Source organism: Agromyces sp. NBRC 114283 (genome assembly GCF_030268405.1).
GTDB lineage: Bacteria > Actinomycetota > Actinomycetes > Actinomycetales > Microbacteriaceae > Agromyces > Agromyces mediolanus.
The window spans coordinates 3,350,594-3,374,851 of the sequence record NZ_BSQP01000001.1; the positions used below are offsets into that span (position 1 = coordinate 3,350,594).

Sequence of the window (24,258 nt, forward strand, 5' to 3'; positions counted from 1 at the left end):
GATGTCCAAGACGCCGCCCGAGAAGCCCGCCCAGCCCGCTGCCAAGGCCGCCGCACCCGCCGGCCCCGGCCACGCCACCGCCCACGCGGCGGGGCTCGAACGGCGGCTGCGCCGCTCCCGCCTCCTGAACGTCGTGCTCGGCGCCCTCGCCGCGTTCCTCGCGGTCGTCGTGCTCGCGCAGGCGCTCCCCGGTGCGACGGGCGGCGCCACGGCGAACGGCGGCCCGGCGGGCACCGAGGCGCCCGCCACCGGGGCGCCCGCCGCGAACGAGAACCCCGAGAACCCGGCCATCGCCAAGCGCGACCCCGACGACCCCTTCGCGATCGGCAGCGTCGACGCGCCGATCGTGCTCGTCGAGTGGGCCGACTTCCGCTGCCCGTTCTGCGCGGTGTTCACGAACGACACGATGCCCGTCATCCTCGACGAGTACGTCGACGCCGGGCTCGTGCGCTACGAGTTCCGCGACGTCGCCTTCTTCGGCGACGAGTCCGTCGACGCGGCCGTCGCCGCCCGCGCCGCCGGCGAGCAGGGCCGCTTCCCCGAGTACCTCGCCGCCCTCTACGCCGCGGCGCCCGAGTCCGGGCACCCCGACATGCCCCGCGAGAAGCTCCTCGGCTTCGCGAAGACGGCCGGCGTCCCGGACCTCGCCCGCTTCGAGGCCGACCTCGACCGGCCCGAGCTGCGCGACGCGGTGACGAAGAGCACCGCCGACGCGCAGGCGCTCGGTGTCTCGAGCGTGCCCTTCTTCGTCGTCGGCACGCAGGCGATGGCCGGCGCGCAGCCCGTCGACGCGTTCCGCGAGTTCCTGGACGCCCGGCTCGCCGAGGCCGGCGTCGACGCCCCCGGGGCCGGCCGGGCGGGCTGAGCCCGTGGAACTCGGCCTCGCGGGCGCGCTCGTCGGCGGCATCCTGACGCTGCTGAGCCCGTGCTCGGTGATGCTGCTGCCGGCGTTCTTCGCCTACGCCTTCACCACGCCGGGACGTCTGATGGCCCGCACCGGGGTCTTCTACCTCGGGCTGATCACGACGCTCGTGCCGATCGGGGTGCTCGCCGGCACCGTCGGCGCGTTCGTGAGCGCCAACCGGGTGCTGCTCGTGACGATCGCCGCGGTCGTCGTGATCGTGCTCGGCCTCGTGCAGCTGCTCGGCATCCCGCTGCCCGCCTTCACCCGCGAGCAGCCGGGCGAGCTCGGCTCGATCGCCTCGGTGTATCTGCTCGGCACCGTCTACGGGCTCGCCGGGGTGTGCGCGGGGCCCGTGCTCGGCTCGGTGCTCGCGCTCGCGGCGCTCGGCGGCAGCCCGCTGCAGGGCGGCGTCGCGCTCGCGGTGTTCGCCTTCGGCATGACGGTGCCGCTGTTCGTGCTCGCCTTCGCCTGGTCGCGCTCCGCGTGGGTGCGCCGGCTCGTGCGCCCCCGTACCGTGCGCATCGGCCGGTGGACGAACACGTGGACGCAGATCGTCGCCGGCCTCCTCGGGATCGGCATCGGCGTGCTGCTGCTCGTCACCGACGGCACCGCCGCCCTCGGCGGGGTGCTCGGCGCGACCGCGCAGTTCGAGCTCGAGGCATCCGCGCTCCGCCTCACCTCCGCCGTCCCCGACCTCGCGGTCGCGGGCGTCGCGATCGCGGTACTGCTCGGCGCCTGGCTGCTGCACCGGCGGAACCGGCGCCGAGCCGAGGCGCCGCGCTCCGCCGACGGCGGCGACGAGCGGATCGACGCGTGACGCTCGCGGCGCGGGCGGATGCGGCGACCCGGCACGCGCGCGATGATGGGCGGGTGCCCACGCCCGACAGCGCCGCGCTCCGCGCGCACACCGCCATCCGCGCGGCGATCCTCGACGGCACGCACCGCCCCGGCGAGATGCTCAGCGAGAACGAGCTCGCGCAGGGCCTCGGCATGAGCCGCACCCCGGTGCGCTCCGCACTCACGAGGCTGCAGGACGAGGGCTGGATCACGATCTACCCGAAGCGCGGCGCCCTCGTCCGCGCGCTCAGCGACCGCGAGATCGCCGAACTCGCCGACGCCCGGTTGATCCTCGAGGCCATGGGCGTGCAGCGCGCCTCCACCGAGGTGCGCCGGGCGCTCGCCGACCGCCTCGAACCGCAGCTCGACGCGCAGCGCCGGGCGCTCCTCGCGCGCGACCTCGACGGCTTCGTGACGCTCACGATCGCTTTCCACCGCTCCTTCGTGGAGGCGGCCGGGAACGCCGTGCTCGCCGAGATCGCCGATCGGCTGACCGATCGGCAGCGGCTGCTGCTCAGCGCCCACCGGGAGACCCTGTTCGAGCGGGTCGAGGAGACGGTCGCCGAGCACCGCTCGCTGATCGAGCGGCTGCGCGCCGACGACCCTGCCGGATTCGCCGCGGCGCTGCGCGGCCACCTGATGGACACGCACGGGCCGGAGCTCGGGCCGGTCTGACCTCGGCGCGGGAAGGCGCTACTGCGCGCGGCGCTCGAACCAGCGGCCGTGCAGCTCGGTGACGTCGATGCGCACCCAGCGGTCCTTCTGCTCGGGCGCCCAGGGCTCGATGCCGAGCCGCTCGGCCGCGGCGACCTCTCCCTGCCGATCGAACTCGCGCGCCGCTCCCTTCGCGACCACGCTGAACGCCTCGCGCTCGGTGAAGCCGTCGACCTGGAACGCCACATGGTCGCGGATCGTGAGCTCGAGGAGCTTCGTGCCCGGTGCGGTGCGGAACACGATCGAGCTGCCGTCGACCTTGTGGTTCACGGGGAAGATGTCGACCTCCCCCGCGACCGCGAGCGCGACGCGGCCGTACGGCGCCTCGCGCAGCCGCTGCCAGCACTCCTCGTCGCTCAGATGCCTGGTCGGGTTCCGCTCGTCGACCTGTTCGCTCATGCTCCGAGGCTAGGCCGATCGGATCGGCATGGCCAGAGCCGGGACGCGTCATCGACGGCCGGATGCCTCGGCCGCCGGGTCCCCGCCGATGTCGGCGGGGCGCGGCAGAATCGAGCCATGACGAAGCCCACGCAGATCGATCCGCCCCAGCTCTTCCGCAGCCCGGCGTTCGCGCAGGGCATGCTGGCCCCGGCCGGCCCCGTGCTCTACGTCGGCGGCCAGAACGGCACCGACGCCGAGGGGGCCTTGCTGGAGGGCCTGCGCGCCCAGACCGAGCAGGCGCTGCGCAATGTACTCGCCGTGCTCGCCGAGGCCGGCACCGACGCCGAGCACGTGGTGAAGCTCACCATCCACCTCGCGCCCGGCATCGACCCGACCGACGCCTACGGAGCGACGCGCGAGGTGTGGGGCGACCACCGCACCGCGGTCACCGTGCTCACCGTCGCCCCGGCCCGGCCGGGCGCGCTCGTCGAGATCGACGCGATCGCCGCGGTGCCCGCGGCCTGAGGCGCGGCGCCGCTCAGGCGGCGAGCCGCCCGACCGCACGCGCCCGGATGAGCACGGCCTGCCCGTCGAGGTACGCCACCGGCAGCTCCTCCACCGCGACGAGCTCGATCGTCGCCGGGTCGGCGCCGGCCAGGCGGGCGCGCTCGGCGGCCTCGCGCGAGGCATCCTCCCGCGAGGCGCGACGGTCGGTGCCCTCGAGCCGGTAGATCTTCTCGACCTGCCCGGCGATCTCGCCGAGCGCGGCGCCGACCGCATTGGCCGCGCCGAAGTGCTCGGGGCGGATCAGCTCCGCGACCCCGTCGAGCTCGTCGGGCGCGATGATGCTGCCCCCGCCCACCAGGATGACCGGCACGGGGGCCGCGTTCGGCTTCATCCGGTCGATCGAGTCCTCCAGCAGCTCGCGGATGCCGACCCAGGCGGCCGCCCCGGTCGCGGCATCCAGCTCGGGAGGGATGAGGCCGTCGATCGTCGCGCCGCCGACCGCGAGCGCCACATCGGTCGCGGTGAGCGTGCCGCCGCCGAAGGCGAGGCCCTCCTGCGGCAGGCGGTAGCCGACGCTGTCGGGTCCGACGGTGACGCCGTCGCCCTGCGGCCGCACGATGGTGCCGCCGCCGAGGCCGACGGACAGCACGTCGGGCATGCGGAAGTTCGTGCGGATGCCGCCGATCTCGACCGCGTGCGCCGACTGCCGAGGGAAGCCGCCGACGAGCACGCCGATGTCGGTCGTGGTGCCGCCGATGTCGACGACGAGGGCGTCGCTCGCCCCGGAGAGGTGCGCCGCGCCGCGGATCGAGTTCGTCGGCCCGCAGCCGATCGTGAGCACCGGGAACTCGAGCGCGTACTCGAGCTGCATGAGCGTGCCGTCGTTCTGCCCGAAGTACGGCGTCGCCTCGATGCCGCGGGCGCGCAGCGCGCCGACGAAGCCCTCCGCCATCTGCGTGAGCGTGCGCATCAGCGCCGCGTTCAGCACGGTCGCGTTCTCGCGCTCGAGCAGTCCGAGCGAGCCGATGCGGGCCGAGCGCGAGACCGGCACGCCGAGCTCTTCGGCCACGATCGCGGCGACTCGCTCCTCCTGCCGCTCGTCGACGGGCGAGAAGACGCCGACGACGGCGACCGCGTCGACCTCCCCGCGCATGCTGCGGCAGGCGGCGCGCACCGCGTCCTCGTCGAGCGGGGAGAGCAGTCGCCCGTCGACCTCGTAGCCGCCCGCGACGAGGTGGGCGTGCTCGCCGATCGCCCGGCGCAGGTCGTCGGGCCAGCCCTCGAGCGGCGGCACGGCGGTGGTCGCCGGCGCGCCGAGCCGGAGGATGCCGACCCGGCCGAGGCCGCGGCGCTCGACGATGGCGTTCGTGCAGTGCGTCGTGCCGAGCATGGCGTGGGTGACGAGCGCCGGGTCGATGCCCGCGGCCTCCAGCACGGCGTCGATCGCGGCGGCGACGCCGTCGCCGGTGTCGGCGGTGGTCGGCCGCTTCACGGAGGCGACGACGTCGAGCCGGCCGTCGAGCACGACCGCGTCGGTGTTCGTGCCGCCGACGTCGATGCCGATGCGGTAGCCCTGCGCTGCGGTCATCACGCCGCCTCCTTCCGCTCGCGCCGCTGCCGGGCGAGCTGTTCGACGGGGACCCAGTCGACGTCGTAGCCGAAGTGGCCGGGACCCGCGGTCGCGAGGCCGGCCTCGGTGCGCCACTTCTCGTGGCAGGGCATGGCGATCACCGTGACCCGCGCGCCGTAGCGGAGCGCCTCGGTCGTGATCGGCAGGCCGGTCGCGAGGTCGAGCACGGCGATCAGGTCGGGCGTGACGGCGGCGAGCTCGCCGTCGCGGCGGGCGAGCAGCATCTCGTTCTGGAAGTCGAGGCGGAAGCCGCTCCCCCGGTCGTCGCCGACGCCGTCGAGCTCGGCCGCGCCGCGGGTGAAGCCGCCGACGACCTCCCGCTGCAGGTCGGCGACCTTGCCGTCGAACAGCCGCACGGCGTCGAGCTCGGCGCAGAGCGCGTCGATCTTCTCGTCGTCGCGCAGTTCGGCGCCCGAGGCATCCCGTCCCAGCAGGATGCGGCCGATCCGCTGCGCCTGGGTGAGCGTCGCAGGGATGGCGCACTCGCGCACCACCTCGCCCCCGTAGGCGTAGTCGATCATCGTGGCCGCGCCGCCCATCTCGACGGTCGCGGCGCGGGCGAGCCGCTCGGACCACGCGCCGTCGACGGGCCGGCTGACGACCTCGTTGCCGTGGTGGTCGACGAGCACCGTCGCGCCCGGGCCGTAGCCGGCGAGGTGGAATGTCACCATCTGCGCCTCGGGGAAGGCCCGGCCCATCGCGTCGCCGTCCACGACGGGGAGCCCGGCCAGCGCGGCCGCCGCGATCGGCAGCATCGAGTTGCCGCCGCCGACCTCGATCGGCATGATCGCCGTCGGCACGCGGCGCACCGCACCCTCGATCGCCTCGAGCGCGGCGAGCAGTTCCGACTCGGCCTGGATGCGCTCGACGCTCACCGAGGGCGCGCCGATGCCGCCGATCGGCACGACGAAGTCGTGGTCCTCGAGGTCATCGACGTCGATGAGGCGCACGGGGCCGTGCAGGCGGATGAGTCGCTTCGCGATGAGCGAGCCGACGTGCGGGTCGCCGCCGCCGCCCGTGCCGAGCACGGCCGCGCCGAGGGCGATCTCGTCGATGTCGGACTCGGTGATCAGCCGCTCGCTCATGCGCGGGCCTCCTCGGGGTCCAGGCCGGTACCGGCGGCGGCCCCGGTGGCAGCGCTCGCAGCGGACTCGACGTGCTCCGTCAGCTCGCGCCGGCGCAGCGGCAGCAGGGCGAGATAGGCCACGAAGCCGACGACGAGCCCATCGAGCGCCGAGATGGTGGTGAGGCTGAACCAGCCGAAGCCGAGGCCGTCGGCCGGGTTCGTCGTCGCGAGCGCGACGAGGATGCCGACCGCCCACGCCGCGATCGCCCAGCCGTCGACCGTCGGCACCGCCGCACCCGCGCTCCACCGCGCGCTGCGGCGGCCGGTGAGGTACGCGGCGAGGTAGACGCCGCCGTACGGTGCGATGACGACGCCGATCGCGAGGATGAACGGCACGAAGAAGTCCGCGGCGCCCGCGACGGCGATGACGATGCCGATCGCCCCGCCGATGATCGTCAGCGTGCGCCGGTTGAGGCGCCCGTTGATCGAGGCGAAGCTCAGCGCCGCCGAGTAGATGTTCGTCGTGTTCGTCGTCCACTGCGCGAGGATCAGCACGACCACGGCGATGACGCCGAGCCCGAGGGCGAAGTAGATGGTCATGAGCTCGGACTGGTTCATCACCCGGGCGAGCAGGATCGCGACGACGATGATGATCGAGTTGCCGAAGAAGAAGCCGACGAAGCCGGCCGCCATCGCCTGCTTCGGCGTCTTCGCCCAGCGCGCCATGTCGGGGGCCGACACCACGCCGAGGATGAAGATGCCCATGACGAGCGACACCGCGCCGCCGAAGGTGATGGTCGCCTCGACCGGGGCGTCGAGGCCGCTCGCGCCGTGCATCGCGAAGGCGACGATGACGCCGACCACGAGCAGGATGAGCAGCAGCGGCACGGCGAGGGTGCTGAGCCGCGAGATCGAGCGGTAGCCCCAGAGGGCGGTGAGCACCATGAGCACGCCGCCGATCGCGGTGAACAGCTGCACGGGCAGCTCGAATCCGGTGAGCTCGGTGAAGGCGATCTGCGCGTTCGAGCCGAAGAAGCCCGCCTGCACCGCGAACCAGCCGAGCAGGCTGATCGCGAGGGCCAGGGCGAGCACGGCGCCGCCGATCTTGCCGAACACGGCGCGCGAGATCATCGCGGTGGACAGCCCGGTCGCGGCGCCGACGTAGGCGCACGCCATCGCGAGCAGGCCGAGCAGCAGGGAGCCGGTCACGGTCGCGAGGATGGCGGGCCAGAACGCCATGCCCGAGGCGAGGGCGATGCCGAGGAAGGCGCCGGAGAGGTCGATGCCGATGGCGATCCAGACGGCGGCGATGGAGATCCAGCTCTTGCGCTGGTCGGCGGGCACGGTTCCGTGCTCGTAGTCGGTCGAGTCCATGGGGGTTCTTTCGGAAGCGAGTGGCCGAGGTGCCCGACGTTCATGAGCGTCGGGCGACTCGGGAGTTCGGGGGAGGGAGTGGGGGATGACGGTCAGGCGGACAGCACGGCGGCGAGCTGCCGCCAGGCGTGCTCGAATCGCTCGCGGTACACCTCGGGCGCGTAGTGCGTGAGCTGCAGGAACAGGCCGTCCATGATGACGAAGACGAGGGCGGTGAACCCCTCGGGATCGCCCGGGGCGAAGCTGCCCGCCGCGACGCCGTCGTCGTACGCGCGCCGCACCGCGGCGGCGAGCTCGGACTCGGTGTCGAGGAAGATCTGCCGCAGTGCCTGCCCGTCGGGGCCGTATTCGGCGAGCGCGGCGCGCAGGCTGAACTCGGCGAGGTCGGGGCGGTCGCGGTAGTACGACTCGATGCCGCCGAGGAAGTGGCGCAGCCGCTCCAGGGGCGGCAATGCGCCGCTTCGCTGCACGAGCTCGTCGAAGAACGCGGTGTGCTCGACGACGACCTCGGCGTAGACCGCCTCGTACAGCGCCTCCTTGCTGGGGAAGTGCGCGTACAGGGAGGGCGTCTTGATTCCGACGGCCCCGGCGATCTCGCGCAGGCTCGCCTCGGCGTAGCCTCGTCGCCCGAAGACCGCACGGGCTTCGGAGAGGATCAGCGCTCTGGTCATGGCCTGCCTAACGATCATTAGTTAGGCAGAGGTTAGTCCGCGATGCCGCGGCATGCAAGAGCGGTTTCCTCGCGCGTCGGCGCTCAGAGGGCGAGCTTGAACCCGAGATGGGACGCCTCGAACCCCAGTCGCTCGTAGAAGCGGTGGGCGGCGTCGCGGCGCGCGTCGCTCGTGAGCTGCACGAGCCGGGCGCCGCGCTCGCGGGCGCAACCGATCGCCCACTCGATCATCGCCGCGCCGATGCCGCCGCCGCGCAGCGCCTCATCGACGCGCACCGCCTCGATCTGCATCCGGGTCGCCCCGCCGCGGGACAGGCCCGGGATGAAGCTCAGCTGCATCGTGCCCACGATCGCGCCGCCGGGGCCCTCGACGACGACGAGCAGCTGCGAGGCATCCGCGTCGATGACGTCGAAGGCGCGCAGCGCGGCGGCGTCGTCGCTGCGCGACTCCTCCCGGCGCAGCACGTCGCCGGCGAGCAGCTCGAGGATCGCCTCGACGTCGTCGCGCTCGGCGCGGCGCAGCGCATAGCGGGATCCGGATGCCTCGATGGTGGTGAGCGTCACGCTCCCACGATGCCACGCACCGAGGCATCCACCGACCCCGCGGGCGCTCAGTCCGCCGTCACCGCGCGGACGAAGCCGGCGACGTTCTCGCGCAGCGCCTGGATGCGGCGATCGCGCGCGGCCTCCACGTCGAAGCCGAGGTAGGCGACCGGCGGTCGCTTCCTGACGTTCTTCGAGCACTGGAAGTCGGCGCAGACGAGCGTGCCGACGGTGTCGCCGCGCCGGCCGGCCTGGCCGCCGCGCTTCGCGACGTAGAAGAGCACGTCGTTCGGCAGGTGCACGTCCTCGCACCACGCGCACTGCGGCCGGGAGCGCAGGCGCCCCTCGGCCCGGCGCAGCATGATGCCGACGGGGCCCTGCTCGCCCGGGACGACCGCGTACGCGACGAGCGGGAGCTTGGGATCGCGCCAACCGAGGAAGTCGAGGCGGTCCCAGTCGAGCTCGGCGAAGCCGGGCGGCAGGGTGAGGGCGGCGCGTTCGCGCACGCTGGCGTTGACGAAGGAGGCGCGGATCTGGGCGTCGTTCAGGGAGTGCATGGTGAAGTGACCTTTGTCTGCGTGGCGCCCGGGGACGGGCGACCGGAGGAATCGTTGACCTCGGCGCACGGGCGCGCCGGACCGCGGCCCCTCCTGCTCGCGCGCGGAGGAACCGGGGGCGGGGTCACCTGATCGCGGCGCGTGCGGCGCCGGAGACCTCCTGGATGCAGACGGATCGAAGCACGGAGTCGAGTGTACTCCGGTGCGCGAGCGGGAGGCCCGGCCGGCTCAGCGGTCGGCGTAGCGGTCGAGGAAGTCGATGGTCTGCACGAAGGCCTCCTGCGCCTCGTCCAGCTTGAAGTGGAACTGGTACTCGTGCGGGAGCTTCGGCTCGTGGTCGGCCGACCAGAACAGCTCGGTCGTCTCGACGCCGGCGTCCTGCAGGGCGGTCGACATCGGGATCGACTCGATCCAGGTGAGCGCGTCGCCGTTGCCGCCGCTGATGAAGGTGGGCGGCAGCGCCTCCGTGACGAACTCGATGGTCGACATCGTGCTGCCCGCGTAGTCGCTCGACCAGTTCTTCGTGCCCGTGTACGCCCACAGCGCGACCTTGAGCCCCCACTGCCCGATGCCGTTCAGCTCGGCCATCGCGGGCAGGTCGTAGACGCCGCAGTTCAGCACGAGCGCTGAGAGCTGCTGCGGCTGCAGCGCGGGCTCGATGCCGAGGAGGTGCGCGTACTTCTCGTTCGTGGTGAGCACCGCGAGCTGGCTCGCGAGCTGCGCGCCGGCCGAATCGCCCGCGAGCACGAGGTGGTCGGGGTCGACGCCGTACTCCTCGGCGTGCTCGAGGAGGTAGCCGAGGGTGTCGTTCAGCTGGTTCACCGCGGTCGGGTAGGTGGCCTCGGGGGCGACGGTGTAGTCGACGCCGACCGCCGTGTAGCCGTGACTCGCGATGAGGCTGAGGTAGGGGGCGACGTTCTCCTTCGAGCCCGAGATCCAGGCGCCGCCGTGGATCCAGACGACCGTGGGGTGCGCGCCGCTCGCTCCGGCCGGGGTGAACACGTCGAAGCCGGTGCCCGGCCCGCCCGCGACGTCCGTCGCCTGGTCGAGCCGCGCGTCAACCGGGCCGGCGGGCTCGGGGCCGTAGTCGAGCATCTCCTGCACCGTCGCCGCGCCGCCCTGCTCGAACACCGAGCGGATGAGCATCGCCGCGGGCCAGGGCGTCGCCGAGGTGATGCCGGTGACCGCGACGATCGCGAAGGCGGCGATCAGCGCGGCGAGGGTCCAGCGCCGCGCGCGTCGCGAGAGCGGCGGGCGACGGTCGAGGACGGCGGCGGCAGGGTCGGTGCGCGGTCGACTGGTCACGCCTCACATGCTGGCAGCCGCGCCGCGTTCACCCGTGCGACGCGCCGGGCGCGCCGGCGCCGGCGACGAGCGCCATCGCGGCGAGCGCCGCCCGGAACCGCTCCTCGTCGATCGCAACATCGCCCGCGCCGGCGAGGAACTCGGCCATCATCAGCCGCCCCGCTCCGGTGGCGGCCGCGACGGTGAGCGTCGCCTCGACGAGCGGGTCGCCCGGCAGGCGCTGCGCGTCGGGATGCCGGGCCAGCCAGTCGGCGAGGAGCGCGACGAGTCCGGCTTCCAGCTTCGCGACGGCCGCGGCGTGATGGTGCGCGAGGGAGGGGTCGGCCGCGACGAGGGCCACTCGCGCGCGCGCCACCTCGGTGTTGACCCGCTGACTGCCGAGCGCGTGGAGTCCCACGTAGAACACCCCGACGGCGAGTTCGCCGGCGTGCGCGTCGAGGATCGCCTCGCTCGTGGCGTCGGGCGCGAACTCGGCGGCGCGCCCGAAGATCGCCTGCTCTTTGCTCGGGAAGTAGTTGAAGAAGGTGCTTCGGGAGACCCCGGCCTCCCGGCAGATCGCCTCGACCGTCGCCGCCGGGATCCCGTCGCGCAGCGCCAGACCGACGGCGGCCTCTTCGATCGCGTTCTCGGTCGCGCGCCGCTTGCGCTCGCGCAGGCCCCCGGAGCTGCGCGAATCGTCCATGTCCCCATTATGCGTGACTTGCCCCCAGACTTGGACTGAGTACAAACTTGCACTTTGTCCAAGATTTCGGGAGCACGGATGAGCATCGCCACGGAGACGACCACGACGAGCCGACAGGGCGCCACGAGCACCCGCGCGGATGACGGCTACTTCGGCCCCGCCAGCGTCAGCTGGCGCCTGTTCGCCGATCCCGCCTCGAAGCTCGGCGGCATCGCCGCCATCCTGCTCCAGGCCCTCAACCCCGAGATGATGCGCCTCTTCGAGCACACCACGAACCTGTTCCAAGACGCCCAGGGCCGCGCCGAGCGGACGGCGCGCTACATCGACACGACCGTCTTCGGCGACCGCGCGCACGCCGACGCGGCCGGCGCCTCCGTGCGGCGGATGCACGCGCATGCGAGCTGGACCGATCCGGTGACGGGCCGCACGCTCCGCGCCGACACCCCCGAGTGGCTCGAGTGGACGCACAGCACGGTCGTCTGGGGCGTCTTGCGCGCGGCCGAGGCGTTCGGCCCGGAACTCAGCCGCGCCGAGCAGGACGAGTTCGTGCGCGAGCAGCACGTCGCCGCCCGACTCGTCGGCATCGAGCACGCGCTCCCGGCGACCCGCGCGGAGCTCGACGACTACGTCTCGGCGCAGCGCGAGCGGATGGCGCTCACGCTCCCGGCGGCCGAGCTCAGCCGGAGCCTGCGCCGGCCGTCGCTCGGCGGCAACCCGGTGAAGGCGTGGACCGGCGTCGTGATCCAGGACGGCATCCTCTCCCTCCTGCCGGACTGGGCGCGCCTGCTCTATGGCATCGAGGGCCGGCCGATGAACCTGCGCGCGGCGGCCGGGACCACACGCGGCCTCATCCGCGCCGCACGGCGCAGCGCCGGCTACGAGCGCACGATCACCGAGCTCACCACGCGGGTCGACACGCACCCGTACCGGAAGCTGCGCCGCCCGGCCTGAAACGCGCGACGCGCCGGAGCCGCGGGGGAAGCGGCTCCGGCGCGTCGCGGGAGCGGACGGATGGCCGGACTACTGCACCGACCAGCCGCCGTCGCTCGGCAGCACGGCGCCGTTGATGTTCACGCCGTCGTCGCTCAGCAGGAAGGTGATCGACGCGGCCAGCTGCTCGGCGGTCGCGATCGTCGGGATCTGCTGCTGGAACGGGGTGAGCCGGGCCTGCCCGGCCTCCGAGACGTGCGGCGGGAAGGGGATGCCGGTCGCGACGCCGCCCGGGGCGACCGCGTTCACCCGGATGCCCTGCGGCCCATACATGAAGGCGGCGCTGCGAGTCAGGCCCACGACGCCGTGCTTCGACACGGTGTACGCGTTGCCCGAGGCGTTGCCGCGGATGCTGGCCTCGCTCGCGACGTTCACGACCGAGCCGCGACCGGCCTCCACCATGCCGGGCAGCACCGCGCGGGTGAGCTTGAAGACGCCGGTGAGGTTGATGCCGATGACGCGGTCCCAGATCGCGTCGCTCGTCTCGGCGAGCGGCGAGAAGTCGTCGTTCACGCCGGCGACGTTGGCGAGGCCGTCGATGCGGCCGCCCGCCGCGGCGACGACGCGATCGATGTCGTCCTGCTTCGTGACGTCGGCGGCGACCGCGACGACCTGCCCCTCGGGCGCGGAGGCCGCGAACTCCTCGAGCCGCTCGGCGGAGATGTCGACGGCGACGACCCTGCCGCCCTCGCGCACGATGCGCGAGGCGGTGGCGCGGCCGATGCCGGAGGCCGCGCCGGTCACGACGATGGTGCGGCCGTCGAAGCGGCCGGGCGTCACGCGCTCCTGCCAGCCGGATGCCTCGGCGTCGTCTTCGGGCATGACGCCGCCGTTCGCCTTCAGCACGAGGTCGTCGATCACGGACTGCGGCAGCTGCCCCTGGCTGAGGGCGACGAGCTGCTGCAGCGGGAGCCCCTTGATCGGGGCGAGGGTCTCCTCCGAGGCGCCGCTCGCGGCGAGCAGGCCGCGGACGAGCGGACCGCCCTCCGGGTGCTCGAGCCACTGCTCGATCGAGCTGTTCGCGGTGAGGGGGTGGTGCGACATCGGGGTCTCCTTCTTCGGTCCCAGGCGCGTGATCTCGCGTCCTCTTCAGGGTATCCGACACTTGTTGGAAAACCGACGAATGTCGGAAATATCCCAGCTCTCGCGCCGTCGAGCTGGCAGACTCGCACGGTGGATGCACGAGTCGAACGGACCAGGCGGGCGCTGCAGGGCGCGCTGCTCGAACTCGCCCGCGAGCGGCCGTACGACGAACTGAGCATCAGCCTCATCGCCGAGCGAGCCGGCGTCAACCGCAGCAGCTTCTACCAGCACTACGGCGACCGCGACGAACTGCTCGCCGACGCCCTCGACGCCGCGGCCGACGCCGCGGGCGCGAGCGCCCCCGAGCTCGAGCTCGTGCCGACCGGTCGGCCGCCGGAGGGCATGACGCACTTCCTCAGCCACTTCGCCGACCACGCCGAGCTCTACCGGCGCGCGCTCGGCCCGCGCGGCTCCGCGCTCGTCGTCGCCCGGCTCCGCGGCCGCGTCGCCGCACTCGTGCGCGAGGGCGTCGCGCGCACCCACTCGCACGCCTTCGACGAGATGCCCATCGAGGTCGCCGCGGCCGGCCTCGCCGGCTCGATCGTGGGCGTCATCACCGCCTGGCTCGAACTCGACCCGCTGCCCGACGTCGACGTCGCCGCCGAATGGCTCTGGCGCATGGTGCTCGGCCCCGGCGACACTCGCGAGCCGCCGTAGCGCGGTGCGCCGTCGCGTTGTCGGTGGCGGGTGCCAGACTCTGCGCATGGGGATCGAAGTCCGCCCGGCCGACGTCTTCGACGACGTGGCCGCCGTCATCGGGCCGAAGAAGCCGACGTCGAACGTGTGCTTCTGCCTGAGCTACCGCCTGCTGTCCTCGAAGGAGAACGTGTCGCTGAAGGAGCCGGCCCGCTCCGCCCGGGTGCGCGAGCTCTGCGCCGAGGACCCGCCGCCCGGCGTGCTCGCCTACGACGGCGACGAGCCGGTCGGCTGGGCTGCCGTGCACCCGCGCGCCGACACGAGCTTCGCGAAGAACCGGCGCATCCCGCACGTCGACGAGCTCGACGTGTGGTCGGTGTGGTGCTTCCGGGTGCGTCCCGGCCATCGCAAACAGGGCCTCGTGCACCACCTGCTCACCGGGGCCGTCGAGTTCGCGCGCGAGCGCGGCGCGCCCGCGATCGAGGGCTACCCGGTCGACAACCGGGGCGAGAAGGTCGACCTGACGATGGCCTACGTCGGCACTCGCGCGGTGTTCGAGGCGGCGGGCTTCGAGAAGGCCGCCGACACGCAGTCGGTGCTGTCGGGGCATCCGCGCGTCATCATGCGGCTCGACCTCAGCTGAGCGCGAGCTCCCGATCGGCGTCGAGCACTGCGTCGGCGTCGGCCGCTGCGTCGGGCTGCCCGCGATCGGCGCGCACGACGCGCAGCACCGAGAGCGCCGGGTCGGCCGCGCCGCGGACGTGCCCGCCGGGCATCGCCGCGATGCGGCGCAGGAACGCGACCACCTCGGCGGTGATGCGCTCGCCGGGCAGCACGTTCGGGATGCCGGGCGGGTACGCCGCGAGCGAGTCGGTCGACACCCGGCCGACGGCCTGCTCGATCGGCACGGCCTCGCCCGGCGCGAGGAAGGCGTCGCGGGGGCGCATCACGAGCGGCCCGGGTGCGGGCAGCGCGAGCGCGCCGGCGCGGGCGACGAGGGCCTCGCCGGCGGCGGGCTCGACGGCCGGGATCGCGTGCAATGCCTCGACGACGCGATCGACGTCGGGCACGGCGCCCGCGCCCAGCACGGCGACGACGGCCGAGTCGGTCGAGATCTCGAAGGAGACGCCCTCGTGCTCGAGCCGCTCGCGCACCGCGTGCCCGTTCAGCCCGGCGGCGCCGACGTCGATCGAGACCCGCAGCGGGTCGACCGCGACGATGTCCGCGAAGCGGTCGAAGCCGTCGCTCACGATGCCGAAGCGGCCGCGCGACCGAACTGCCTCACGCAGCCGGTCGGCGGCCCCGATCGAAGCCGCGATGCGGGCTTCGCCGTGCTCGATGCTGTCGCGGGCGAGGTCGAGCGAGGCGAGCAGCAGCGCACTCGTGCTCGTCGACTGGGTGAGCGCGAACGCGCGCTCGAGCAGCGGCTCGAGCTCCGCGGCGAATGGCCCGTCGCCGAGGTGCAGCATGGCCGACTGGGTGAGGCTGCCGGCGAGCTTGTGCGTGCTCGAGACGACGAGGTCGGCGCCGAGCGCGAGCGGGTTCTCCGGCAGCGCCGGGTGGAAGCCGAAGTGGGCGCCCCAGGCGGCGTCGACGATGAGCGGCGCGCCGACCGCATGGGCGGCCTCGGCGAGCGCCGCGACGTCGGCGACGGCGCCGAAGTAGCTCGGCGTGATGAGGTAGACGGCCTTCGGCCGGGCCTCGCCGCGCTCGATCGCCTCGCGGAGCGCGGCGGGCGAGACGCCGTGGTTGATGCCGAGCACGGGGTCGATCGTGGGTGAGACGAAGGCGGGCACGAGGCCGGCGAGGATGATGCCGTCGATGAACGAGGAGTGGGCGCTGCGCTGGGCGAGCACGGGCTCGTCCGCGGCGCGGAAGGAGCCGAGCGCAATCGCGGCCATCCGGTTCGCCTGCGAGGCCCCGTTCGTGAGGAACCAGGTGCGCTTCGCGCCCCAGGCGCGCGCGGCGAGCCGCTGGGCCTCGTCGAGCGCGTTGCCCGGCCCCTTGTCGAGCCCGGAGAGCAGCGGTGTCACGTCGTGGCGCAGCAGCTCGGCCCCGAAGTACTCGGCGAGCGCGGGCGCCGCCTCGGCGTCGGCACCGTGCCCGGGCACGTAGAGGCGCACCCGGTCGTCGCGGGCGGCGTACTGGGCGAGGGCGTCGGCGTAGGGGGCGGTCATGCCTCGATCATCCTCCCGAGCGCTTCGATACGGAATAGCGGGTAGGCTGCAGATCTCGATACTGAGTATGGAGGTGAGCGACGATGCTCGACCTGCGTCAGCTGCGCGCCCTGCGCGCGGTCGAGGAGCACGGCTCGCTCGCCCAGGCGGCGCGGGCCCTCGACTGGAGCCAACCCACCGTCTCGCACCACCTGGCGGCGCTCGGCCGGGTCACGGGGGCGCCGGTGATCGCGAGCGATTCGGCGGGAACCCGGCTGACCGAGGCCGGCCGAGCCTGGCTGCCGCACGCCGTCGCGATCACGGAGCGCGCCGACCGGGCGCTCACCGAGGTGCGGGACGCGCTCGAGGCGAGGCGGCGCACGGTGCGCTTCGGGGTGTTCCCGACCGCCGCAGCCCGGCTGCTCCCCCGGCTCGTGCAGACGCTCGACGGACAGGGATGGCGCGTGGAGGCCTTCGAGGCCGAGCTCGACGGCATCGAGGCCGCGCTCGGGCGGATGGCGCTCGACGCGGCCGTCGTCTACGACACTCCCGGCGAGGCGCCGCACCCGACGCCGGGCCTCACCCGCACCCGGCTCTTCACGGAGCGCTTCTCGCTCGTGCTCCCGGCGGGGCATCCGCTCACCGACGGCGGGCCGGTGCCGCTCCGCGCGCTGGCCGAGACCCCCTGGATCATCGGCACGAAGGACGACGACCCGGTCGACGCGGCGTTCCGCGCTGCGGCGCGACGGGCGGGCTTCGAGCCCGTGATCGGCCCGCGCAGCGACGACTACCGGGTGGTCGTGGAATACGTCGCGGCGGGACTCGGGGTCGCCCTCGTGCCCGAGCTCGCGCTGCCGGTGTGGCGCGACGACCTCGTGCTCGCTCCTCCGGCCGGGCTCCGGCTCTCGCGCGAGGTCTCGCTCGTCACGGCGGCGACGATGGCACCTGGGCTGCGCGATGCCCTGTCGGCGGCGCTCGGCGCGGGCGCGGCGGGCGAGCGCGAGCAGGTCTAGAGCACGGCGCCTAGAGCACCGCCCCGATCATCGCCTCGCCGAGCGGCGTGCGCAGGTGCAGCACGCTCGTGCCCTCGCGGCGGCTCGCGACGAGCCCGGCGTCGCGGAGCACCGTGAGGTGGTGCGAGACGGTCGAGACGGCGAGGCCGGCGTCGGCGGCGACCTGCGAGGTGCTGCGGGCGCTGTGCGCCGAGAGCAGGATGCCGGCGCGGGCGGGGCCGAGCAGCGCACCGAGCGCGGCCTCGATGGACGCAGGGTCGCGCGCCCATCGCTCGGTGACCCCCTGCGCCGGGTAGAACACGGTCGGCTGGGCGGGCGGCTCGGTGAGCACCATGCAGCCGAGGGAGCTCATCACCGAGGGCACGAGCACGAGCCCGCTCCCCCGGCAGTCGAGCGCCTCCCGGTGCAGGCGCAGCTGCACCCGCACGGAGCCCTCGCTCCAGCGCACCGAGGGATGCAGCTCGTCGATCATGCTCGCGAGCCCCGCCGTCGCGACCCGCCGCGAGCGCACGGCGATATCGGCGCGGAGGATCCGCTCGAGCTGCGGCCAGACGGGGGCGAGCGCGGCATCCCACACCGCGTCCCAGGCGTCCGCGACCATCGCGCGCGCCCGCTCGGGCGCGGCGATCATCCGGCGCAGGGCGTCCTGCCTGGAGCCCTCGGAGCGCAGCACCATCTTCTCGAGGTCGACGAGCATGGGCGCGATCGGCGCCCGGCGGATGGCCTCGGCCTCGTCGGCGGGCTCGAGGTCCCAGGCGGGGTCGGAGGTGAGGAAGTCGGGCAGGTAGCCGTCGACGCCGATGAGCACGGCGAGGAGCTCGAACGGCTCGCGGGGCAGGCGTTCGCGCACCGCCCGCAGCCAGCCCCACTGCAGCGGATGCTCCGCCGGGCGCTGCAGCACGCGCACCGCGTGCGCCAGTTCGTGGCCGGGCGAGACGCCGAAGCGGATCGCCGAGACGTCGCCGGGGGCCAGCCGGAAGTCCACGAAGTTTCGATCCACATCGAAAGACTACCGAGCGCGGATGCCTCGGGCGGAAGCTCATGGCATGTCAGCACACATCGTCACCGCCGAGGAACTCCGCATCGGCACCCGCGGCACGCGCCGCTTCGAAGGCCGCGAGCACGAGGCCGCCATCTCGTACTTCTTCGTCGACAACCAGCCGGGCGAAGGCGCCGAGCGGCACTGGCATCCGTACCACGAGACGTGGCTCGTCATCGAGGGCACCGCGCGTGCCACGATCGGGGACGAGGAGCTCGAACTCCACGACGGCGACACCGCCACCGTGCCGCCGAACACCTGGCACGGCTTCGTGAACGCCGGGCCGGGCAAGCTGCGCCTCATCGGCATCCACGCCTCCGACACCATCGTCCAGACCTCCTGACCACCCGCCGCCCACCGCCAACCGCCCACCAGGGAGCACCGCATGTCGTTCCAGAGCTACCTCGACAACATCGAGACGAAGACCGGGCTGACGCCCCGCCAGTTCCTCGAGCTGGCCCACGAGCAGGGCTTCGACGAGACCACCAAGGCCACGCCGATCGTGGCCTGGCTGAAGGCCGACTACGGCCTCGGCCAGGGCCACGCCATGGCGCTCGTGCACGTCATCACCAAGGGGCCGAAGATCAGCCAGAAGCACGTCGGCACCGACGGCGTGCACCGCGACGCCACCGACACGCTCTGGCTCGACGGCAAGGACACGAACCCGAACCGCTGAGTTCACCGCGCATTCACCGGCGCACTCCCGACCGTCCTCCTTCGGCTCCTAACTTCGCTCTGGCGCTGCGGTCCCGACGCCCGCATCCACAGCGCGGGCGGCCCGGCGCCAGACGGAGGACACGCGTTGAAGAAGCACTACGCACTCGGTGCGCTCGCCCTGTCGACCGCGGTCGTGCTCGGCCTCGCCGGCTGCGCCGGCGGCTCGGCCGACGCCGCGGGCGGCGACGGCGGGACGGATGCCGCGACGGCCACGAGCCTCGCCGACTTCGGCGATCTCGCCGCGCTCGAGGAGGCCGCGAAGGCCGAGGGCCAGCTGAACGTCATCGCGCTCCCGCGCGACTGGGCGAACTACGGCGAGATCCTCGACCTCTTCGCCGAGAAGTACCCGGAGATCACGATCAACGAGGCCTCCCCCGACGCGTCCAGCGCCGAGGAGATCCAGGCCGCCGAGACGAACGCCGGCCTCGACACCGCGCCCGACGTGTTCGACCTCGGCCTCACCGTCGCCCTGCAGAACACGAAGCAGTTCGCGCCGTACCAGGTCGCGGGCTGGGACGACATCCCCGCCGAGCTGAAGGAGCCCTCGGGCCTCTTCGTCGGCGACTACGGCGGGTACATGTCGATCGGCTACGACTCGGCGAAGTACGCCGAGCCGGCGAGCCTCGACGCGCTGCTCGGCGCCGACTACAAGGGCGCCGTCGCCATCAACGGCGACCCGACCCAGGCGGGCGCCGCGTTCGCCGCCGTGGGCCTCGCGACCGTGCAGTCCGACGGCACCCTCGACGACTTCCAGCCCGGCATCGACTTCTTCCAGAAGCTGAACCAGGCCGGCAACCTGCTGAAGGTCGACGTCACCACCGCGACGGTCACCTCGGGCGAGACCCCCGTCGTCTTCGACTGGGACTACCTGAACGCCGCGCACACCGCCGACAACCCGAACTGGAAGACGGTCATCCTGCCGGGAACCGGCTACGCCGGCTACTACAACCAGGCCATCAACGCGGACGCCCCGCACCCCGCGGCGGCCCGTCTCTGGCAGGAGTTCCTCTACAGCGACGAGGTGCAGAACCTCTGGCTGAAGGGCGGCGCCCGCCCCGTCCGCGCCGAGGCCATGGCCGACGCCGGCACCATCGACCAGAAGCTCTTCGACGCGCTCCCCGAGGCGCCGGAGGACACGGTCGTGCCGACCGAGGAGCAGTCGACGAACGCCGGCACCCTGCTCGGCGAGAAGTGGGCCGCGGCGGTCGGCTGAGCATGACCGTCGCCGCTCCCGCGGCACCGCTCGTCGACGCCGCCGGGGCGGAGGAGCTCCCTCCGCCCCGGCGGCGCCTCGGCTCCGGCGCCGCGGCGGTGCTCGGCCTCGTGCCCTTCGCCGCCTACCTGCTGATCTTCCTCGCCCTGCCCACGGTCCTGACCGTCGCGAGCGGCTTCGTCGACGCCGACGGGAGCTTCACGCTCTCGAACGTCGCCGCCCTCGTCGACCCGGTGATCGTGCAGACCTTCGCGAACTCCGCCTGGCTCTCGGCGCTCACCGCCGCCGGCGGCGCGCTCCTCGGCGCGCTCGCCTGCTACGCGATGGCGGGCCTGCCCGAGACCGGCCGCACCCGCCGGCTCGTCGACGCCGCGAGCGGGGTGCTCGCGCAGTTCGGCGGCGTCATGCTCGCCTTCGCCTTCATCGCGACGATCGGCCTGCAGGGCCTCGTCACGCTCACCCTGAAGGACCGCTTCGGCATCGACCTGTTCGCCGAGGGCGCCTGGATCTACGGCCTGCCCGGCCTCATCCTGCCCTATCTCTTCTTCCAGGTGCCGCTCATGGTGATCACCTTCATGCCCGCCATGAGCGCGCTCCGCCCGCAGTGGGCCGAGGCGAACCTCACGCTCGGCGGCACCCGCGCGGGCTTCTGGTGGCACATCGGCATCCCCGTCCTCGCCCCGTCGTTCCTCGCGAGCCTGCTGCTGCTGTTCGCGAACGCCTTCTCCTCGTACGCGACCGCTGCGGCCCTCGCGAGCCAGGGCTCGCAGATCGTGCCGCTGCAGATCCGCACCGCGCTCACGAGCGAGACGCTCCTCGGCCGGGAGAACCTCGCGGGCGCGCTCGCGCTCGGCATGATCGTCGTGATGGCGGTGACGATGTCGCTCTACGCCCTCGTGCAGCGCCGCGCCGCCAGGTGGCAGCGATGAACACCCGCGGCTTCGCCCCGCACCCCGCCGTGCGCTGGCTGATCGGGCTCGCGATCATCGTGCTGTTCGCGATCCCGATCGTGTCGATGGCGGAGTACACGCTCCGTGACGCGGCCACGGGCGGCCACTCCCTCGTGCACTGGGTCGAGCTCTTCGACCCGGCGAAGGCGGGCACGTACCGGCCCATCTGGACCGGGCTCGGCAACTCGGTCGTGCTCGCCGTCGTGACCGTCGCGATCGTGCTGCTGCTGCTCGCGCCGACGATGGTGCTCGTCGAGCTGCGCTTCCCCAAGCTGAAGCGCCCGTTCGAGTTCCTCGCGCTGCTGCCGATCTCGATCCCCGCGATCGTGCTCGTCGTCGGCCTCGCGCCGATCTACCTCGCCATCGGCCGCACGATCGGCACCGGCATCTGGCCGCTCGCCTTCGCCTACGGCGTCACCGTGCTGCCGTTCGCGTACCGGGCCATCCAGGCCGCGATCGACGCGACCGAGCTGCGCGTCCTCGCCGAGGCCGCCCGTTCGCTCGGCGCGAGCTGGCCCGCGGTGCTCCTGCGCGTGCTCGCCCCGAACCTCCGCCCGGGGCTGCTCGCCGCCTCGCTCATCTCCGTCGCGGTCGTGCTCGGCGAGTTCACGATCGCCTCGCTGCTCAACCGGCAGAACCTGCAGACGGCGCTCGTCGTCGTCGGCAAGCAGGACCCGTACGCCTCGGTCATCCTCTCCCTCCTCGCGCTCGCCTTCGCCTTCGTGCTGCTCGTCGTCATCGGGCGCATCGGCGGCGGGACGCCGCGCGCCCGACGCTCCAGCCGACCCCCGAAGGACCAGCCATGACCGACACCGCCATCGCGACCGCCGACAACGCGATCCTCGCCGGGGCCCGCACGGGCTCGGCCGTCGCCTTCGAGGGCGTCGTCAAGGACTACGGGCGGACCCGGGTGCTGCACGGCCTGGATCTCGGGATCCAGCCCGGCGAGTTCGTCTCCCTGCTGGGTCCCTCGGGCTGCGGCAAGACGACGGCGCTGCGGGTGCTCGCCGGCCTCGAGCGCGCGAACGGCGGCACCGTACGCATCGGCGGCGCCGACGTCTCGGCGGTGCCGACGAACCGCCGCGACCTCGGCATGGTGTTCCAGGCGTACTCGCTCTTCCCGCACCTCGACGTCACCGCGAACACCGCCTTCGGACTGCGGATGCGGAAGGTCGCGAAGCGCGAGGCCGCCGAGCGGGTGCGCGACGCCCTCGCCCTCGTCGGACTCACCGGCTTCGGCGAGCGCTACCCGCACCAGCTCTCGGGCGGGCAGCAGCAGCGCGTGGCCCTCGCCCGCGCGCTCGTCACCGAGCCCCGGGTGCTGCTGCTCGACGAGCCGCTCTCGGCGCTCGACGCGAAGGTGCGCGTGACGCTGCGCGACGAGATCCGCCGCATCCAGCTGCGCCTCGGCATCACGACCGTGTTCGTGACGCACGACCAGGAGGAGGCCCTCGCCGTCTCCGATCGGATCGCGGTGATGAACGCCGGGCGCATCGACCAGATCGGCACGCCGGAGGAGCTCTACCTGCGGCCCGCGACGGCGCACGTCGCCGAGTTCGTCGGCCTGTCGAGCGTGCTGCCGTGCACCGTCGGTGGCGGGGCCGCGGAGGTGCTCGGCATCCGCCTCCCGATCGTCGGCGAGGCGGCGGATGGCCCGGCCGAGGCCTTCGTGCGGCCGGAGAACGTGCGCCTCGGCGGACCGATCGACGCCGTGGTGCTCGAGAGCACCTTCCTCGGCAGCGTGCGGCGCACCGTGCTCCGCACCGCGGGCGGGCAGCTGCTGCGCATGCAGCACGCGGTCGGCGAGCGGGTGCAGTTCGACGAGCGGGTGACGCTCGGCATCGAGCCCGCGCCCGTCGCGGTGCGCCCGCGGGAGGGATGCCCCGGGCTGCCCGGCTGCGCGCCCGCTCTCAGGCGGAGGCTCTAGGCTCGGAGCACCGCCTTCCGCCGATCCCGCAGAGGAGCCCGTCCGCCATGAGCGATGCCGCGAACCTTGACGTCTTCACCCGCCGCGAGTCCGAGGTGCGCGGCTACGTGCGCGCCTTCCCGACCGTGTTCGACCGTGCGAGCGGCTCGACCATCGTCGACGCCGACGGGCGCGAGTACCTCGACTTCTTCGCGGGCGCGGGCGTGCTGAACTACGGGCACAACAACCCGGCGTTCACCGAGGCGCTCATCGCCGAGCTCGAGCGCGGCGGCATCATGCACGGCCTCGACATGGCCACCTCCTCGAAGCGCGCCTTCATCGAGGCCTTCGAGCGCCTCGTGCTCGAGCCCCGGGGCTTCGACCACAAGCTCCAGTTCACCGGCCCGACCGGCGCGAACGCCGTCGAGGCCGCCCTCAAGGTCGCCCGCCAGGCCACGGGCCGGCAGACCGTCGTGGCGTTCACGAACGCCTTCCACGGCCTGAGCCTCGGCGCGCTCGCCGCGACGGGCAACAGCCACTACCGCGGCGCCGCCGGCGTCGGCCTCGACGACGTCGTGCGCCTGCCCTACGACGGCTACCTCGGCGACGGCGTCGACACCCTCGATCTGCTCGAGAAGATGCTCGACGACCCGGGCTCGGGCCTCGACCTGCCCGCCGCCGTCATCGTCGAGGCGGTGCAGGGCGAGGGCGGCATCAACGTCGCGAGCGTGCCGTGGCTGCAGCGGCTGCGGGCGATCACGGCGGAGCGCGGCATCCTGCTGATCCTCGACGAGATCCAGGCCGGCGTCGGCCGCACCGGCACCTTCTTCGCCTTCGAGGCCGCGAACATCGTGCCCGACCTCGTGACCGTCTCGAAGTCGATCTCGGGCTCCGGCCTGCCGATGTCGCTCGTGCTGCTGCGCCCCGAGGTCGACGTCTGGCAGCCGGGTGCGCACACCGGCACCTTCCGCGGCAACAACCTCGCCTTCGTCACCGCCCGCGTCGCACTCGAGCGGTACTGGGCCGACGACGCCTTCACGAGCGAGGTGGCCCGCAAGTCGGCGCTGCTGCGCGGCGAGCTCGAGGCGATCGCGGCCGAGCACCCCGAGCTCGAGCTCCGCGTGCGCGGCCGCGGCCTCATGTACGGCCTCGTCTGCGAGCTCGACCGCGGGCTCGCCGGGCGCATCTCGAAGGCCGCGTTCGCGCGCGGCCTCGTGATCGAGACCTCGGGCGCGCACGACGAGGTGCTGAAGTTCCTCCCCGCGCTGACCATCACCGACGAGGAACTGCGCCGCGGCCTGGAGATCGTGCGCGAGAGCCTCGCCGAGGTCAAGGGGCAGTAGCCCCGGCTCGCACGGCGAGATACCGCGCGCGCCGTTCTGGAG

The 24,258-nt window shown here is 73.3% G+C and carries 27 protein-coding genes; 15 read left to right on the forward strand and 12 right to left on the reverse strand.

All coding sequences use genetic code 11. The annotated features are described in order from the left end of the window. The first annotated feature begins 1 nt into the window (after window position 1). Genes QSJ60_RS16075 through QSJ60_RS16085 form a run of 3 tightly spaced genes read left to right on the forward strand, consistent with a single transcriptional unit; the run spans window position 2 to window position 2,416 of the window. A complete protein-coding gene (locus tag QSJ60_RS16075) occupies window positions 2-865 on the forward strand; it encodes a DsbA family protein (RefSeq protein WP_285464477.1) in 864 nt (287 codons plus the stop codon). A gap of 4 nt (window positions 866-869) precedes the next feature. After that, window positions 870-1,721, forward strand: coding sequence for a cytochrome c biogenesis CcdA family protein (locus QSJ60_RS16080; protein WP_285464479.1), 852 nt, complete (start codon window positions 870-872; stop codon window positions 1,719-1,721). Further along, entirely contained in the window at window positions 1,718-2,416 is a 699-nt protein-coding gene (locus QSJ60_RS16085; protein WP_230764464.1) for a GntR family transcriptional regulator, read from the forward strand. The genes QSJ60_RS16080 and QSJ60_RS16085 overlap by 4 nt, the downstream gene beginning before the upstream one ends. Before the next feature lie 18 nt (window positions 2,417-2,434). Here the strand turns inward: QSJ60_RS16085 and QSJ60_RS16090 are convergent, their stop codons facing one another. After that, complete coding sequence (locus QSJ60_RS16090; protein ID WP_230764465.1) at window positions 2,435-2,854, reverse strand: pyridoxamine 5'-phosphate oxidase family protein; 420 nt, start codon at window positions 2,852-2,854, stop codon at window positions 2,435-2,437. A 117-nt stretch (window positions 2,855-2,971) separates the two neighbouring features. Between QSJ60_RS16090 and QSJ60_RS16095 the strand changes: the two genes are divergently transcribed. Then, window positions 2,972-3,361, forward strand: a complete 390-nt coding sequence (locus QSJ60_RS16095) for a RidA family protein (protein WP_230764466.1) — start codon at window positions 2,972-2,974, stop codon at window positions 3,359-3,361. Between the two features lie 13 nt (window positions 3,362-3,374). Here the strand turns inward: QSJ60_RS16095 and QSJ60_RS16100 are convergent, their stop codons facing one another. The 8 genes from QSJ60_RS16100 to QSJ60_RS16135 form a co-directional block, all read right to left on the reverse strand. Next, window positions 3,375-4,931, reverse strand: a complete 1,557-nt coding sequence (locus QSJ60_RS16100) for a hydantoinase/oxoprolinase N-terminal domain-containing protein (protein ID WP_285464482.1) — start codon at window positions 4,929-4,931, stop codon at window positions 3,375-3,377. Next, complete coding sequence (locus QSJ60_RS16105) at window positions 4,931-6,058, reverse strand: S-methyl thiohydantoin desulfurase family protein (protein ID WP_285464484.1); 1,128 nt, start codon at window positions 6,056-6,058, stop codon at window positions 4,931-4,933. Before QSJ60_RS16105 ends, QSJ60_RS16100 begins: the two co-directional genes overlap by 1 nt. Further along, window positions 6,055-7,413: a cytosine permease gene (locus QSJ60_RS16110; protein WP_285464485.1), complete on the reverse strand. Its 1,359-nt coding sequence runs from the start codon at window positions 7,411-7,413 to the stop codon at window positions 6,055-6,057. The genes QSJ60_RS16105 and QSJ60_RS16110 overlap by 4 nt, the downstream gene beginning before the upstream one ends. A gap of 92 nt (window positions 7,414-7,505) precedes the next feature. Then, on the reverse strand, window positions 7,506-8,084 hold the full coding sequence (locus QSJ60_RS16115; protein ID WP_189085775.1) for a TetR/AcrR family transcriptional regulator: 579 nt from the start codon (window positions 8,082-8,084) through the stop codon (window positions 7,506-7,508). A gap of 83 nt (window positions 8,085-8,167) precedes the next feature. After that, a complete protein-coding gene (locus tag QSJ60_RS16120) occupies window positions 8,168-8,647 on the reverse strand; it encodes a GNAT family N-acetyltransferase (protein ID WP_285464487.1) in 480 nt (159 codons plus the stop codon). Window positions 8,648-8,694: 47 nt separating this feature from the next. Next, entirely contained in the window at window positions 8,695-9,183 is a 489-nt protein-coding gene (locus tag QSJ60_RS16125; RefSeq protein WP_230764475.1) for an FBP domain-containing protein, read from the reverse strand. A gap of 228 nt (window positions 9,184-9,411) precedes the next feature. Next, on the reverse strand, window positions 9,412-10,488 hold the full coding sequence (locus tag QSJ60_RS16130; protein WP_285464490.1) for an alpha/beta hydrolase: 1,077 nt from the start codon (window positions 10,486-10,488) through the stop codon (window positions 9,412-9,414). Between the two features lie 28 nt (window positions 10,489-10,516). Next, window positions 10,517-11,170 (reverse strand): TetR/AcrR family transcriptional regulator, encoded by a 654-nt coding sequence (locus tag QSJ60_RS16135; RefSeq protein ID WP_285464491.1) that lies wholly within the window; start codon window positions 11,168-11,170, stop codon window positions 10,517-10,519. 78 nt (window positions 11,171-11,248) lie between these two features. Between QSJ60_RS16135 and QSJ60_RS16140 the strand changes: the two genes are divergently transcribed. Continuing rightward, window positions 11,249-12,121 (forward strand): oxygenase MpaB family protein, encoded by an 873-nt coding sequence (locus tag QSJ60_RS16140; protein WP_285464493.1) that lies wholly within the window; start codon window positions 11,249-11,251, stop codon window positions 12,119-12,121. 69 nt (window positions 12,122-12,190) lie between these two features. Here QSJ60_RS16140 and QSJ60_RS16145 read toward each other — a convergent pair whose 3' ends face one another. Next, on the reverse strand, window positions 12,191-13,204 hold the full coding sequence (locus QSJ60_RS16145; protein ID WP_230764482.1) for an SDR family NAD(P)-dependent oxidoreductase: 1,014 nt from the start codon (window positions 13,202-13,204) through the stop codon (window positions 12,191-12,193). A 129-nt stretch (window positions 13,205-13,333) separates the two neighbouring features. On the opposite strand from QSJ60_RS16145, the gene QSJ60_RS16150 reads away from it, so the two are divergent. After that, window positions 13,334-13,900 (forward strand): TetR/AcrR family transcriptional regulator, encoded by a 567-nt coding sequence (locus QSJ60_RS16150; RefSeq protein ID WP_285464496.1) that lies wholly within the window; start codon window positions 13,334-13,336, stop codon window positions 13,898-13,900. Window positions 13,901-13,946: 46 nt separating this feature from the next. After that, window positions 13,947-14,522, forward strand: coding sequence for a GNAT family N-acetyltransferase (locus QSJ60_RS16155; RefSeq protein WP_189085769.1), 576 nt, complete (start codon window positions 13,947-13,949; stop codon window positions 14,520-14,522). On the opposite strand, the gene QSJ60_RS16160 is transcribed toward QSJ60_RS16155, so the two are convergent. Further along, a complete protein-coding gene (locus tag QSJ60_RS16160) occupies window positions 14,515-16,056 on the reverse strand; it encodes an aminotransferase class I/II-fold pyridoxal phosphate-dependent enzyme (RefSeq protein ID WP_285464498.1) in 1,542 nt (513 codons plus the stop codon). The two genes, QSJ60_RS16155 and QSJ60_RS16160, sit on opposite strands and share 8 nt — an antisense overlap. A gap of 83 nt (window positions 16,057-16,139) precedes the next feature. Between QSJ60_RS16160 and QSJ60_RS16165 the strand changes: the two genes are divergently transcribed. Then, entirely contained in the window at window positions 16,140-17,048 is a 909-nt protein-coding gene (locus tag QSJ60_RS16165) for a LysR family transcriptional regulator (protein ID WP_285464500.1), read from the forward strand. A 10-nt stretch (window positions 17,049-17,058) separates the two neighbouring features. On the opposite strand, the gene QSJ60_RS16170 is transcribed toward QSJ60_RS16165, so the two are convergent. Continuing rightward, window positions 17,059-18,048 (reverse strand): ArsR/SmtB family transcription factor, encoded by a 990-nt coding sequence (locus tag QSJ60_RS16170; protein ID WP_285464503.1) that lies wholly within the window; start codon window positions 18,046-18,048, stop codon window positions 17,059-17,061. Between the two features lie 46 nt (window positions 18,049-18,094). Between QSJ60_RS16170 and QSJ60_RS16175 the strand changes: the two genes are divergently transcribed. The 7 genes from QSJ60_RS16175 to ectB all read left to right on the forward strand — a co-directional run bounded on the left by QSJ60_RS16175 (window position 18,095) and on the right by ectB (window position 24,216). Then, window positions 18,095-18,430, forward strand: coding sequence for a cupin domain-containing protein (locus QSJ60_RS16175; RefSeq protein ID WP_229781732.1), 336 nt, complete (start codon window positions 18,095-18,097; stop codon window positions 18,428-18,430). Between the two features lie 42 nt (window positions 18,431-18,472). Further along, window positions 18,473-18,763: a DUF4287 domain-containing protein gene (locus QSJ60_RS16180; RefSeq protein ID WP_230764495.1), complete on the forward strand. Its 291-nt coding sequence runs from the start codon at window positions 18,473-18,475 to the stop codon at window positions 18,761-18,763. Between the two features lie 126 nt (window positions 18,764-18,889). After that, window positions 18,890-20,017: an ABC transporter substrate-binding protein gene (locus QSJ60_RS16185; RefSeq protein ID WP_285464510.1), complete on the forward strand. Its 1,128-nt coding sequence runs from the start codon at window positions 18,890-18,892 to the stop codon at window positions 20,015-20,017. Between the two features lie 2 nt (window positions 20,018-20,019). After that, a complete protein-coding gene (locus QSJ60_RS16190; protein WP_285464511.1) occupies window positions 20,020-20,946 on the forward strand; it encodes an ABC transporter permease in 927 nt (308 codons plus the stop codon). Beyond that, window positions 20,943-21,773 carry an ABC transporter permease gene (locus QSJ60_RS16195; protein WP_230764501.1) on the forward strand — a complete coding sequence of 277 codons (831 nt, stop codon included), beginning with the start codon at window positions 20,943-20,945 and terminating at the stop codon, window positions 21,771-21,773. The genes QSJ60_RS16190 and QSJ60_RS16195 overlap by 4 nt, the downstream gene beginning before the upstream one ends. Further along, entirely contained in the window at window positions 21,770-22,894 is a 1,125-nt protein-coding gene (locus QSJ60_RS16200; RefSeq protein ID WP_285464513.1) for an ABC transporter ATP-binding protein, read from the forward strand. Before QSJ60_RS16195 ends, QSJ60_RS16200 begins: the two co-directional genes overlap by 4 nt. A gap of 47 nt (window positions 22,895-22,941) precedes the next feature. Continuing rightward, entirely contained in the window at window positions 22,942-24,216 is a 1,275-nt protein-coding gene (ectB, locus tag QSJ60_RS16205; RefSeq protein WP_230764505.1) for a diaminobutyrate--2-oxoglutarate transaminase, read from the forward strand. Window positions 24,217-24,258 lie beyond the last annotated feature (42 nt).